Here is a 13,740-nt window from a genome sequence, read left to right as displayed (position 1 = left end):
TTCACTTATTTATAGTAATTTATTTGTCATTTTTGTACTTTTTTGAAGAGGATTAAAACTTTATTTTGGATGAAGGAGAGGAAATCAAATGGAGGAAGGTGAGCAAGTATGACAACTATCTCACCTTCTATTAAGAAAGCGTTTTTATATGACAGTATGATTTTCACGATATTGTCTAGGAGTCATGTTAGTAATTTTTTTGAAGACTCTCGTGAAATAGCTTTGATCATTAAAGTTGAGCCAGGCACAAATATCTGATAGTGGGTAGGTCGTTAATGTTAATAACTTTTTGGCTTCTTCTACTCGTTCCCTCTGGATGTATTCACTTAAAGGAATTCCCACTTCTTTTTTAAATAGCTTTGATAAATAAGTAGGGGAAATATGTAAAAGGTTAGCAAGGTCATTAAGAGTTATTTCATCGTAAATATGTTTGTGAATATGATTTAGGCATGTAGTAATGGCATTAGAATATGCTTGATTATTATATTCTTTTACACGTTCTGCAAACGTACATAATGCATCTTCAATTAATCTATTTACGGAATACATGTTGTCTAGTTTTTCAATGGTTTGAATATATAAAGTACCGAGTGAAAAAGCAATATGTGATGGAAGATTACCATCTATCGCATATCGAATAGCTAGCGTAATGGCGATAATGCCATTATTTTTTTGGTTTCTTAGTTGATCTCCTTTAGATGAAATTGCTGAATCTTCTTGCGGGAAGGAATATGCATATTGTATGACTTTTTCTTTATTGCCTTCTTTAATTGCAGAAAAAAATTTACGTTCCAATGATATGTCATAATGTTGCGGATCATGCCGAAGACGTTTTGAAATGTATAGATCAGGATTTACGATTTTATAAGAAACATCTTCGAGCAATTTATTTTTTTTCCAAACAATATCGCGATCTAATTTTTCATTAAAAATGACGTAATGTAACCAAATACTTATATCAATTAGTGTGCTTTTTTTAATCTCAGGTAGAAATTGATAGTAGTCTATTCCTTGTTGCGTTTTATCATTACAGTTGAAATATTTCATAAGTTTAATCGCCATTTCATCTGATACTTTTGGGTAAGTGGTAGGGCCGATTATAATCGTTCCTTTTATATGTTCATGATTTGTTATATGAATGCTAATAAAATTCTCAAGATATTTATTCCCTTTGAAAATTGGAAAATTACAAGGAGCATTTTCTTGATAAATTTCATTCAGATGTTCTTCTTTAGAAGTATAAAAAGGACTACCAATCGTATGAGAAGTAGATTCATATACAATTTTTTTATTAGTAGCTAAAAATTGAACAGGTACATGAAAAGTACTATGTACAAGGTCGCATAAGTGCTGTATGTCGATATAATTATTCATAATCTTCTCCTGTTAAATCGTTTTGAAATATATTTGAACCTATATTCGTTTCTACAAAATATAAATTTCTTATTATTTGAATTTCTTTGCTCATACAAAATAATTACATATGTTGGATAATAATGAAAGATAATTGACAGATTTATTTCTACAGATGTTGTATGAAAATAGACGTAGTGATGGTACCTTCCATAAAGTTCTTTTTATATCCATTATACCAAATTAATAAATATAAGAGAGGTATTTATATTTGGAACTCAAAAAATTTCGTGTGTAAGAATGAATGATACATTCTTCATAAAATCTTAAGAAATCTCCTCAATTTTTGTTAAGAAACGATAGTTATACTTAGAAACAAGTTAAAAACTATCGAACGAATGGAGAGAGGGTTACATGCAGCTCATAACATTCTTACATGAATTTATAAAACATCCGAAACATACTGGTGCAATTACGCCAAGTTCAAAAATATTAGCAAAGAAAATGGTAGATGTAATTGATTTTAATAAGGCGAAGTGCATCATAGAGTTAGGGCCTGGTACAGGGGTTTTTACGAAAGAGATTATGAAAAGAAAGAAGAAGGAGACAATATTTCTTCTTATTGAAATTAATGAAGTGTTTTGCAAAGAGTTAACAAGAAAGTTTAAAGATGAACAGAACGTCATTGTTGTACATGGTTCAGCTGAAAATATAAAGAAGTATATGGAAGAGTTCCATATAGAATACGTGGATTACGTCTTATCGGGATTACCTTTTACCTCTTTACCAGAAGAAGTTTCAAAACGCATTTTAAATAATGCAATGGAAGCGATACATGAGAATGGTGAATTTATTACATTTCAATATTCACTTGTGAAAAAAGGATTTATACAGCATTTCTTCCCCGAAATTACACTAGAAAAAGTGTGGCTCAATTTCCCGCCAGCCTACGTCTTTAGTTGTAAAAAAGAACTAAGAAGAGCGTATGCATAATGGAATTACATGAATTATTATCTTATATTGAACAATACGGTTATTGGGCTTTATTTTTCTGTTTATGGTTAGGGATTATCGGTATGCCAATTCCAGATGAAATGATCGTTATGAGTGGTGGTTTCGTATCATCAATAGGGATATTAAGTATCATTCCTGCATTTTTATTAACGTATTTAGGAGTTGTATCCGGACTTTCTTTAGGTTATATACTAGGGAAAATATTTGGTACAAAAGTACTTCATAAACTAATGAAAAAGAAAAAGGCAAAATATCTTTTGAAATCTCAACAAATGGTAGAGAAATATGGTCATTATGCGTTAGTTACAAGTTACTTCATACCAGTTGTAAGACATATTGTACCGTATGTAGTTGGAATGAATAACATGTCATTTCGGATATATGCTTTGTATTCCTATACGACAGGATTTGTTTGGACGCTCATTTATTTTGTGCTCGGTTCTTTATTCGGACAACATATTGAAAGAATTGTAGCAGTTGCGATAGAGTATGGTGTGTATTTTGGCGTAATTGTCGTTTTAATTGGCAGTTTGTTTTATGTAAAAAGAAGTGCAGTAGTGAGTAAGTAGCGGAGGCTGTTCCAAAATACATTTTGGAACAGCCTTTTTTGTTGTTTCTACTGTCAGTTTTTGTCGGTAAGTCGATATTCCTTGTCGAAACGTCGATATATTCGAAAAATCGTCGATATATTTTGAGTCGTGTTCGACATATTCGAAAAATCGTCGATATATTTTGAGTTGTGTTCGATATATTTGAAAAATCGTCGATATATTTTGAGTTGTGTTCGATATATTTGAAAAATCGTCGATATAATTTCATGTACCTAGATGTAACGCCACATTTCTTCTACATTAAGAAAAAGTTAAGAAACAGTACGAGTTTTTATTAAGAAATGCGCTCTATACTTAGAAATGTTCTCAAGAAAACATAATAAAAGGCGGAATATAAATGAAAAGATTTATTTTTGGATCATTACTTGTTATCGTCGCAGGAGCGACATATTTATTAAGTGGAAGTGCTACAGTAGATTCCATGAACCCGTTTCTTAAATTAGAATATCGTTATGCCGTAATTGATAACGATGGAAAAGATTTAGGTGGAAATAAAGGCCGTGCATACACAGTGAACACATATGATAAGGATGGAAACGAAAAAGAGATAACAATTGATGGAGTGGATACATTGCAAAAAGGTTCATACTGGCATGTAATTACGAGAGGAAAGTCTGTGCACGATAAGGTACAAATAGAAGAAGAAATAATTCCTGACGGTGCAAAGGCAAAGTTAGGATTGTAAATATAAACCCGATTCTCGATGAGAGAATCGGGTTTGTTATTTTATGGTAAAATTTAAAGGGGAGGAGTGAGAGGAATGCTACTCGTTGTTAGTCTTATATTAATTGGGATTATGTGTAGTATGAGGGTAGTATCTTTACATATGATAGAACGACAAAAGATAGAAGAACGATACGTATATTGTCCAAAATGTGATGCGAAAATTAGAAAAGGGAATTCTGCTCCTTTTTGTTCGAAATGTAATGTAATCTTTTAAAGAAGGTAAAAGGCCACAACGAACATGTTTCAGTTCGTTGTGGCCTTTTTTGAATGAAGAGTAATAACAACTTTCTATGTTCCACTCATAATTTCTACGGTTATCTCCGCAAAAATAGGTGTTTTTTATAAAATCATTTTTAATCATTTTATTTTGGAGCTACAGACGTTGAAACATAAAATTGTTACTTATTAGTATCTATAACACTTTAAAGTGCGTACTTTTTATTGTGTTGTAGATAAGACATAATTACATACGTGAGAGGGAAATGAGTAGTATAGAACTAAAAAGCATATACGTTATTTTTCATAACTATCGTGCTTTAATCGGTCAGCCCTTGTCACATTAATTGATATTCATTAAACATTTTTAAATAGATTTTAGGAGGAGATTTTAAATGAAAGATTTATTAAAAGGTACACTTGGTTTTGGTACGGCACCACTAGGTAATATGTACCGTAATATTCCAGAGGAAGAAGCAATCGCAACAGTGGATGCTGCTTGGGATAATGGTGTTCGTTACTTTGATACAGCTCCACTGTATGGATCTGGTTTAGCAGAGATTCGTCTTGGTGAAGCACTATCGAAAAGAAATCGTGATGAGTACTTCTTAAGTACAAAAGTAGGTCGAATTATTTCAGATGAATTGGAAGATCCATCTACACGTGATTTAGGTGAAAAAGGCGGACTTTTCGAATTTGGTCGTAAAAATAAAATTATCAACGACTATAGTGCGGACGCAACTCTTCGTTCTATTGAAGATAGTTTAAAACGTTTAAAAACAGATCGTCTAGATTTTGTTTATATTCATGACGTAGCACAAGATTTTTATGGAGATGAGTGGATTTCACAATTTGAGATTGCTCGAACAGGGGCATTCCGTGCACTTACTCAATTGCGTGATGAAGGTGTAATTAAAGGCTGGGGCCTTGGAGTAAATAAAGTAGAAGCTATTGAACTTATGCTGGACTTAGAAGAAGCAAAACCAAATGTATCTTTATTAGCTGGTCGCTATTCATTATTAGACCACGAGCGTGCGTTAGAACGCGTAATGCCTGCGGCTGTAAAAAACAATATGGACATTGTTGTTGGTGGACCATATAGCTCAGGTGTTCTTGCTGGAGGTGCTCACTTCGAATACCAAAAAGCGTCACCAGAAATCATTGAAAAAGTTAATAAAATGAAAAACCTTGCAGATCGTCATGGAATTAGTATTAAAGCTGCTGCTTTACAGTTTTCACTGGCTAACCCAGCGGTTGCTGCTGTTATTCCAGGTGCAAGTAAACCGGAACGAATTGCAGAAGACCAAGCTGCATTGAAAACAATGATTCCAGCAGCGTTCTGGGAAGAAATGCGTGAACAAAAATTAGTTGCAGTTAATGCACCACTACCAATTAACGTTAAATAAAAAGGAGAGTAATGAAAATGGCAAATACTATTACATCTATTGAAATTCCAGCTTCACCTGCCCAAGTATGGCAATTAATCGGAGGTTTTGATGCACTTCCAGATTGGTTACCATATATCCCTAGCAGTAAAGTAACGGAAGGTGGACGTGTACGTCATTTAGCTAATCCTGATGGCGATGCAATCGTAGAGCGTTTAGAAGCATTTAATGAGAAAGAACGTTACTACACATATTCAATTATGCAAGCACCATTCCCTGTGACGAATTATTTATCTACAATCCATGTTAAAGAAGGTAAAGATGCTAACACATCATTAGTTGAATGGTCTGGTAGCTTCACTCCTGTAGAGGTTACTGATGAAGAGGTAATTAATCTATTCCATGGCATTTATAAAGATGGTTTAGAGGCGTTACAACAAGCATATTTAGCTTAATCAACTTATTAAACATTTGAAAGTCTGCAGTGTAACAACGTCAGGCTTAATGATGTTTAGTGGTATGTTCTTAGGACTTGTATTTTTACTCGCAACAGGGTCTATCATTTACTTCAAGCAATTAACAGAAGCACATGCAGATCGTGAGCGTTACATCGTTCTTCGAAAACTAGGTGTCACGAAAAAAGAAATGAAAAGGGCAATCGCAAAACAAATGAGATTTATTTTCTTCATTCCTTTAGTAGTTGGCATATTACACACTTTATTTGCATTAACAGGATTAGCGACAGTACTTCCGTATGAAATTGCAGTTCCGTTGTTAATTAGCATCGGCGTGTATAGTGTTATTTATATTGGTTATTATTTGTTGACGGTTCGTGCTTATTTTGGGATCGTTAGTAAATAGAAAAGAAAGAAAGAGAGCATAGTGAAAATTATGCTCTCTTTCGCTTTTTATCATTATTTATTTTCTAAAATTCGTTCAACATCATGTACACTTAATTTACTTGCCTTAGCAATCGTCTCAAGTGGTATACCAAGATCATACATACTTTTAATCATTTGGATTTTTCCCTGTTGAACTCCTTCTTTTCGACCTTTTTCTATACCTTGTTCTAAGCCTTTTTCCATACCTTTTTCCATACCTTTTTCCATACCTTTTTCCATGCCCTTTTCCATGCCTCTTTTCATACCTTCTGTCTCTGCGTGGGCGAATTTTGCTGCTTCATCCATTAAAACTTTCTCCCTTGCGTCATAGGCTTGTCGGAAAGAGGAATCTTGACTCATACGTTCCCACTTGTTTATTGCTTTTTGTAAAATAGGGTCTTGGTTCATAGCAATATCCTCCAATAGTTTAGTTAAGTGCTCATCCTCATTTGCTGAAAGCAATAAAAGCCAACGAGCAAATGGGTCTTTCCACGGATTTACTTTTTCTTCATGCCACTGTTCTGTTAACTTTGGAATTTCTACAATGTGAATTTCTATGTCATCACTCAAGAGTTTCTGGTGTTGTGTATTCCACAATGTGCCCTTTGTATGAAATTCTTTGTGATCTAAAAACATTATGAAGTTCAATAAATTAATGGTGATGGTTTTACGAAGTGCACTGTAGGGCATACCTTTTTGTAACTGGGATGTGTATAATTTTCCCCAATAATATAAACTGCGTTTCATCATATCGTGATTATTATTAAGCTGTATTTCTACATTTACTTTTGTCCCTGTGTCTAATGTTGCTGAAATGTCTAGAATTGATAATTTATCATTTGCGTGTTCTCGGTGTAAATGTGGATCTTCTAATTGTAGAGAAGTAATAGGTGACTCTAAAGACTCTTGTAACATCGCGTTTAAAAAGGCAATGAGAATATCTTCACTACCATTCGTACCAAACAATTGTTTAAATGCAAAATCAATGCGTAAATTCACTAATTGTTGGTTGAACAAAGGTTGTCCTCTCCCTTATATGAAGGTGCTTCTTTTCTTAATTGTATCTAAAAATAACTAGAGGATGCAAATAGTCCATTCTGCTATTTTTAAGTAGAATTATTATAATGTCAGAGGTAAGTATAGCTATGTTATACTCTAGTAAATTTGAAAAGTTTATATAGAGGTGAAGATGCTACAGATGCAAAAAGATATTTTGAAACTATTAGATAAAAAGCAAAGTAACTATGAATTTCCTGCCTTTGATAATGAATATATGGATATTTCACAAGTGAAATTCTCTCTTTTCTTTAAAGATAATAAAGATTGGTTAATGGTATTTCAAGTTGTCGGTGTAGGATCATTAGGTGTATGTAATGATATTCAAGTATACGGTGATAGAATAAATCATTCAATTGGTGATGATGGTATTTTACAATTAAATGATGGAGAATATGAGTTGTTTGATGATGAAGGTGAATTTATACCAAATATTTATAATGACAGTGTGAAAATTCGTGATCATCATTTTGAGTATGAATTTACAGAAGAGGATTATGTGAATCATGGAATAGAAGTAAAAACGAAAGATTCTTATCCAACATACTTCATGCGTATGCTTGCTACTAATAATGAAGCACGAAATTTATTGTGGTGGAGTAAAGAAGAGATTTTAGAAGAGTTTGATTTAGAAGGCGACTGGGAAGTAGCGTATGAAACGGAAGAATGGAAACATGTTGAAGATGAAAAAGTAAGTGAAAATGAATTCTTCCAATCAGTAGCCGCTGCAATAGAGAAGAAAGATCTAAGTGTTATTGTGAATAAGAACGCTAATACACATTGGAAAAATTGGGTGGAGTTTGATTATGAAAACTCATATTAAAAATGAAAGCGTAGATTAAAATATCCTTCTAATAAAAAAGACGAGCTAAAATGTTAACACTTTAGCTCGTCTTTTAGTATTACACAACCGCAGGATTATAAATCATCGTAAAGTGCCCTTGTAATACTTCAATATGACAAGGTGTATGAAGCGAACTTTCTCCATCTGTATCTACTTCTTTTTCTTCTTCTGTTTCAATATGAATGGATTTCGCTTTTACGTGGAAGATGTCATTTTCGTTTGAGTCTTCAAATAGTTTCTTTCCGATGTAATCTTTAAATGCTTGAATACCTGTTGATTTGACTACGAAAATATCAAGTGTTCCGTCGTCGCATTTTACGTTCGGAATAAAGGACGGGATGCCGCCAAGATATTCACCGTTTCCAACCATAACAAGGACAGCTTCATCTTCATATACTTGTCCGTCATAAGTGATTTTAACTGGGAATGTTTCAGCATTTTTGACAGTTCGAATTGTGCTTAAGTAGTAGCCTATTTTTCCGAGCTTTGCTTTTTCTTCTGCATCGATATTGTTTGATACTTCAGATACGAGTCCAATGCCCCAGAAGTTTAGGAAATGTTGTCCGTTTGCTTTTGCAACGTCAACTGGTTTTACGTGTTCCTTAGTGATAAGTTTTGCTGCTTCTGCAATGTTTTGCGGAACGCCGAGTGTGCGAGAGAAGTCATTGCAAGTTCCACCTGGAATGATTGCAAGTGTAGGTCTAGTTTCAAGAGGTGCTAAGCCGTTTGTGCATTCAAATACTGTTCCGTCACCACCAAAGACGATAATTAAATCTACTTTACTAGCAAACTCTTGGCAATATTTTGTTGCATCACCTTGCTTTTTCGTATGAAGGATATGTAAGTCAGGAAAAGCTGCGGCAAGAGGTGGTACGATTTTTGTTAAATTTGTATGTAAGTCGCCTTGTCCAGCTTTTGGATTTACGATGAGGAGTACTTTTTCAAATTTTGTCTTTGTCATTTTTCATCTCTCCCTGTTTTTTTGTAATGGAAAGAAGGAGCTGTTCCGATGTATTTCAGAACAGCTTCTTCCTATTAATAGCGTGCTAAGATTGTCGGTTATTGTCGGTAAGTCGATATATTGAAAAAATCGCCGATATAATTTGAGTTACAGTCGATATATTTGAAAAATCGCCGATATAATTTAAGATACGGTCGATATATTTTGAAAATCGCCGATATAAATTTCATGTACTATCGATTTTTTAAGTTATACGATTATTCCGTTACAACCGAAGCAATAAATGGTAAGTTACGATATTTTTCTGCGCAGTCGATGCCGTAGCCAACGATAAATTCGTCTGGAATTTGGAAGCCAACATATTCAGCTTTTAAGTCCACTTTACGACGCTCAGGTTTATCAAGTAGCGTACAGAATTTTAACGCTTTTGGTTTATGCATAAAGAAGTGGTCTTTTAAGAAGTGAAGTGTTAAGCCAGAATCGATAATGTCTTCTACGACAATTACGTTTTTGCCAGTAATGTTTACATCGATATCTTTTAATAGTTTTACTTTGCCAGTTGTTTCTGTTTGATTTCCGTAGCTAGATGCAGAAATAAAGTCGATTGTTACATCGTTTTTAATGTGACGAATTAAATCAGCAGCAAATACGAAAGATCCTTTTAATACAGCGATTACTACAATTTCTTCTCCTTCAAAATCACGTTCGATTTGAAGTGCTAGTTCTTTTACTTTTTCTTGTAATTGTTCTTCAGAAATTAAAGTGTCTTTTATTTCAATATTCATTGGAGTCCTCCTACAGTGTAAAACTTGTGAACATTTCGACTGTAAAGGATAGAAAGGAAAAAGTCAAAGGAGATAGTAATTTTTTACAAAATACCGACAAAATCATCTGATGATATGATATACTAATTATATTAAGAAAACGCTTCCATAAAGGGTGATGATAATGAAGAAGAAACAGTACACAACTGTAACATTTATAAAAGCATTACTATTAACAATTGTTCTTGGATTGTTGGCTTATATAATTGATGTACCAGCGATTCGGATTTCACTAATTGGAATGACTTTAGTATTAGGCGCAATTTCTCATGGTATGATGTCGCAGCTACAAGAAGCTGGACTTGATGATATGAAAGATCATATAGATAAGAAATAAGAGACCTTCACATAGGCATAGTGAAGGTTTTTTTGTTTCTTACAAAAATGTAAGGTAGTTGTAAGGGAAATCGATAGTTGCATAGTAGTGTTTTGGATAAACTATGGGTGTAAGGTAAAAGGCAAGCATATTTTAGGTAAATTAAGTTTTAGGCACTCTATATGTGAAAAAGGAGTAGGAGGGCATGGAGAAACGTTGGACGACCTTTTCTTTTTTAGCAACTAGCAACACCGTAATGCTAGCTGGCGAGATGGATTTTTTGCACTTGTTTGATCGAGAAGACGATCATTCTTCTTCTAAATTTACAATGAAATGGAATAAATGGAGCGAGAGTTGTAGGTTGGAAGAAGAGGCCCCTAACGAAGAGCAAAAAATTATTTTGACAAACCCTATTAAAGCGTGGGTTGTTCAACGTCGTAAGTGTAACGTCAAAAATCACTTAAAGAAAACTGAGCCGAGACAATTAGTTATCGCTCCGGCCCATTCTACTTCTAAAGCACGCGAAAGTAACATGTAAATAATTGAGACACACACCCGAAAAGAGCATTGTATCATACAGTGCTCTTTTTCTTTTTTGCAAAAAAGTATTTTGTTTGAGGAAAAATTTGCTATGATTATGGAGGAATCTTACATTTTACATTTAGTATGAAAGTATAATCGTAATAAAATTCGAAAAGGTGTGTGTATGATGAAAAAATATAGTGTAATTGCAGTAGCGAGTTTGTTAGCGACAAATCTATTAACCTTTCCTTCTAGTTCGCTAGCGGAAATTGAAAATAAAACGAGAAATAGTATAGAAGTTTTCTCCTATATACAGAGCAATGAGAAAAGCGAACTGCAACAACAATTAGAAGCTGTAAAAGAACGACAAATAGAATTAGAAAAAAGAGAAGAAATTTTAAAACAGCAGAAAGAATTATTTGTTAAGGTAGATGAATTAAAACAGAAAAAAGACGAGTTACTGAAACAAGATGGTGAACATAAAGTACAACTGGAAGAAGTACAGCAGGAATTAGATGAGTTGAAAAAGCAGCAAGCAGAACTTGAAGGGAAGAACCCGTTACAAGTGAAGGATAATAATGAAGAGAAAAAAGCTGCTGAATTAAAAAAACAAGAAGAACTTGAAGAGAAGAATGCATTAGAAATAAAAGAAAATAATAGCCAAGAAGAAAAAAAACTTGAAGAATTAGAAGAACAAAAAAAGAAAGAAGAGCTAAAGAAGCAACAAGAGGAATTACGAAAACAGCAGGAAGAATTGAAGAAGCAACAGCTAGAATTGGAGCAGAAAACGAAACAAGAGCTTGAGTTAACACAGAAAGAAGAGCAGGCAAAACAAGAACTTGAATTAAAACAAAAAGAGGAACAAGCAAAACAAGAACTTGAATTAAAACAAAAAGAAGAACAGGCAAAACAAGAACTTGAATTAAAACAAAAAGAAGAACAGGCAAAACAAGAATTTGAATTAAAACAAAAAGAGGAACAAACAAAACAAGAATTTGAATGGAAGCAAAAAGAAGAACAAGAAAAGAGAGAGACAGAATTAAAACAAGCTACCATTACAATGCAAGTAGCGCCGCAATCATTTCCTGACGTTCCAGGATGGGCACAAGAGTCTGTTTATTATTTAGTTCATAAAAAAGTTATTTCTGGGATGCCAGATGGAACATTTTCACCAAGTAAAGTATTAAGCAGAGCTGAAGCAGCAACAATTATGGCGAAAATTTTAGAATTAGAAGTTAAAGAGGGGGAGAAACCAACTTTTACAGACTCTCAAGATCATTGGGCAACGCCTTATATTGCTGCTGTGGAAAAGGCAGGAGTCATTAAAGGGGAAGGAAATGGGAAATTTAATCCGAATGGTCAAATGACAAGAGCTGCTATGGCAACGATGTTAGTACAAGCCTATCAACTAGAGAAAAAGGTTCATGAAGAATTATCAACATTATTTCCTGATGTAAAAGATCATTGGGGTGAGAAATTCATTAATATTTTAGTAAGCATGGGTATTTCAAGTGGTGTTGATGGAGGACGTTGGCAGCCAGATAGATCCATTACACGTGCAGAGGCAGCACAGCTCGTCGCAGTTACAGATAAGTCTAAAGACAATGAATTGAAGATGAAGAAGATAAGCATTTCGAAAAAATTCTTTACGTATAATGGACCATCTTTATCATCTGGAATTTCAAAGGAATATGGCCCTAGGGAAGTAACAGTGTATGAAGAGCGAGATGGTGGCTGGATTAGAATTCATACGGATACTGGTTTTAAGTGGGTTTGTTTAGTTGAAAAGAAAGTGAATATGAATAAAAACTTTTTGACATATAATGAGGCATCCTTATCTTCAGGGATTTCAGGTGAGTATGCTCCGCAAAGTGTAACGGTTATTGAAGAAAGAGAAGGAAATTGGATTAAAGTTTATACGGCCTTAGGCTATAAGTGGGTCTGCTTAATAGACAAAAAAGTTCAGATTGATAGAGACTTTACTACTTATGATGCTCCTTTCAGGTCTGCGAATATACTAGATTATTATGGGCCTCAAGCAGTAACGGTTGTAGAGGAAAGAGGAACTTGGCTTCGTATACGTACATATGCAGGCTATCAATGGTTGGATACGAAAAAAGAAGCGAAGTATTTATCTAAAGTGTTCTTTGCTTATGATAGTCCAAGTTTTGTATCTCGTGTATCAGGAAGGTATGCACCACAGACAGTCGAGGTTTATGGTGAGAGAGACGGTGGTTGGATTCAAATTCAAACTAGTAATGGGTTAAAGTGGGTTAATGAAGGAAATATTAATCGTAGTCAAGTTATATTAAACGTACCATCACTATATCAATTCCCAGAATTGCATAATGGCTGTGAAGTCGTTTCTTTACAAATGCTTGTAGAACATCAAATTGGTCGCTCGTTAAATAAAGTAGCATTTGCTTTTGAAATGCCTTTTGATCAAACGAAATTAAAGAACTATAAAACATCATCACAAATTTGGGGAGATCCAGATGTAGGGTTTGTAGGTGATGTGACAGGAAATACGCCAGGATATTCTATTAATCCCGAACCACTAAAACGTTTGTTAGATAAATATGCAAGAGGAACGAATTTAACTGGAAATGATCTTTCTGTTTTAGAAGACTATGTAAGAAATGGAAAACCAGTAGTAACGTGGGTGACTGTCGCTTTAAATAATCCAAGACCAATTACAACGTGGAAAACACCAGGTGGAAAGACAATTTCTGCAAGAATGAATACGCATGCGGTTGTTTTAACAGGAGTGGATGATAATTACGTATACTATAATGATCCTTTCTATGGAACGAAAAATGTAAAAGTGAGTAAGAGCCGGTTTGCAAGTATTTATAATCAAATGGGCAAGAAGGCCTTAAGTGTAGATTAATTTTAAAAGGTTATCCGAAGATGATTTCGGATAACCTTTTTTACAATGAAATCTTTAAATGAAATATATTTCATCTGCATTTTATATTTATATCTCTTGTTTATTCTAGTGATACATCCGATGCGAAGTGATGTAAAACGT

14 protein-coding genes and 1 pseudogene are annotated in these 13,740 nt (G+C 33.9%); 11 read left to right on the top strand and 4 right to left on the bottom strand.

Annotation, left to right across the window (positions count from 1 at the left end; translation table 11 throughout):
• Window positions 1-144: 144 nt before the first annotated feature.
• The gene (locus ACTFNE_RS24615; protein WP_270705657.1) at window positions 145-1,374 is read right to left on the bottom strand and encodes a helix-turn-helix domain-containing protein; all 1,230 of its coding nucleotides are present in this window, start codon (window positions 1,372-1,374) and stop codon (window positions 145-147) included.
• Between the two features lie 393 nt (window positions 1,375-1,767).
• Here ACTFNE_RS24615 and ACTFNE_RS24610 point away from each other — a divergent pair, with 393 nt between their 5' ends.
• The 7 genes and pseudogenes from ACTFNE_RS24610 to ACTFNE_RS24580 form a co-directional block, all read left to right on the top strand.
• Window positions 1,768-2,346, top strand: a complete 579-nt coding sequence (locus ACTFNE_RS24610; protein ID WP_046199466.1) for a class I SAM-dependent methyltransferase — start codon at window positions 1,768-1,770, stop codon at window positions 2,344-2,346.
• Window positions 2,346-2,936 carry a DedA family protein gene (locus ACTFNE_RS24605; RefSeq protein WP_270705658.1) on the top strand — a complete coding sequence of 197 codons (591 nt, stop codon included), beginning with the start codon at window positions 2,346-2,348 and terminating at the stop codon, window positions 2,934-2,936. Before ACTFNE_RS24610 ends, ACTFNE_RS24605 begins: the two co-directional genes overlap by 1 nt.
• A gap of 379 nt (window positions 2,937-3,315) precedes the next feature.
• Entirely contained in the window at window positions 3,316-3,663 is a 348-nt protein-coding gene (locus ACTFNE_RS24600) for a YxeA family protein (RefSeq protein ID WP_046199465.1), read from the top strand.
• Window positions 3,664-3,738: 75 nt separating this feature from the next.
• Complete coding sequence (locus tag ACTFNE_RS24595; RefSeq protein WP_000928044.1) at window positions 3,739-3,918, top strand: hypothetical protein; 180 nt, start codon at window positions 3,739-3,741, stop codon at window positions 3,916-3,918.
• 397 nt (window positions 3,919-4,315) lie between these two features.
• Window positions 4,316-5,326, top strand: coding sequence for an aldo/keto reductase (locus ACTFNE_RS24590; RefSeq protein ID WP_046199464.1), 1,011 nt, complete (start codon window positions 4,316-4,318; stop codon window positions 5,324-5,326).
• Window positions 5,327-5,343: 17 nt separating this feature from the next.
• On the top strand, window positions 5,344-5,760 hold the full coding sequence (locus ACTFNE_RS24585; protein WP_046199463.1) for an SRPBCC family protein: 417 nt from the start codon (window positions 5,344-5,346) through the stop codon (window positions 5,758-5,760).
• 31 nt (window positions 5,761-5,791) lie between these two features.
• Window positions 5,792-6,166: pseudogene (locus tag ACTFNE_RS24580) on the top strand (FtsX-like permease family protein); the annotation flags it as partial.
• Between the two features lie 53 nt (window positions 6,167-6,219).
• On the opposite strand, the gene ACTFNE_RS24575 reads toward ACTFNE_RS24580, so the two are convergent.
• The gene (locus tag ACTFNE_RS24575) at window positions 6,220-7,203 is read right to left on the bottom strand and encodes an Rpn family recombination-promoting nuclease/putative transposase (protein WP_270705660.1); all 984 of its coding nucleotides are present in this window, start codon (window positions 7,201-7,203) and stop codon (window positions 6,220-6,222) included.
• Window positions 7,204-7,384: 181 nt separating this feature from the next.
• Between ACTFNE_RS24575 and ACTFNE_RS24570 the strand changes: the two genes are divergently transcribed.
• Complete coding sequence (locus tag ACTFNE_RS24570; protein ID WP_270705710.1) at window positions 7,385-8,065, top strand: DUF7003 family protein; 681 nt, start codon at window positions 7,385-7,387, stop codon at window positions 8,063-8,065.
• A 79-nt stretch (window positions 8,066-8,144) separates the two neighbouring features.
• Here the strand turns inward: ACTFNE_RS24570 and ACTFNE_RS24565 are convergent, their stop codons facing one another.
• Both ACTFNE_RS24565 and hpt read right to left on the bottom strand, forming a co-directional pair.
• Entirely contained in the window at window positions 8,145-9,047 is a 903-nt protein-coding gene (locus ACTFNE_RS24565; protein WP_000167906.1) for a diacylglycerol/lipid kinase family protein, read from the bottom strand.
• A gap of 257 nt (window positions 9,048-9,304) precedes the next feature.
• Window positions 9,305-9,832 carry a hypoxanthine phosphoribosyltransferase gene (hpt, locus tag ACTFNE_RS24560; RefSeq protein WP_001019304.1) on the bottom strand — a complete coding sequence of 176 codons (528 nt, stop codon included), beginning with the start codon at window positions 9,830-9,832 and terminating at the stop codon, window positions 9,305-9,307.
• Between the two features lie 160 nt (window positions 9,833-9,992).
• Here hpt and ACTFNE_RS24555 point away from each other — a divergent pair, with 160 nt between their 5' ends.
• From ACTFNE_RS24555 to ACTFNE_RS24545, 3 genes are all read left to right on the top strand, one after another.
• A complete protein-coding gene (locus ACTFNE_RS24555) occupies window positions 9,993-10,208 on the top strand; it encodes a hypothetical protein (RefSeq protein ID WP_002156638.1) in 216 nt (71 codons plus the stop codon).
• A 184-nt stretch (window positions 10,209-10,392) separates the two neighbouring features.
• The gene (locus ACTFNE_RS24550; RefSeq protein WP_270705661.1) at window positions 10,393-10,725 is read left to right on the top strand and encodes a hypothetical protein; all 333 of its coding nucleotides are present in this window, start codon (window positions 10,393-10,395) and stop codon (window positions 10,723-10,725) included.
• A gap of 168 nt (window positions 10,726-10,893) precedes the next feature.
• Window positions 10,894-13,599 (top strand): S-layer homology domain-containing protein, encoded by a 2,706-nt coding sequence (locus ACTFNE_RS24545; protein WP_270705662.1) that lies wholly within the window; start codon window positions 10,894-10,896, stop codon window positions 13,597-13,599.
• The last annotated feature ends 141 nt before the right edge of the window (window positions 13,600-13,740 follow it).

Origin of the sequence: Bacillus cereus group sp. MYBKT111-2 (assembly GCF_051915205.1) — a bacterium.
Lineage (GTDB): Bacteria > Bacillota > Bacilli > Bacillales > Bacillaceae_G > Bacillus_A > Bacillus_A paranthracis.
The sequence above is the reverse complement of the archived record's forward strand: the minus strand, read 5'-3'. Positions and strand labels throughout refer to the sequence as shown.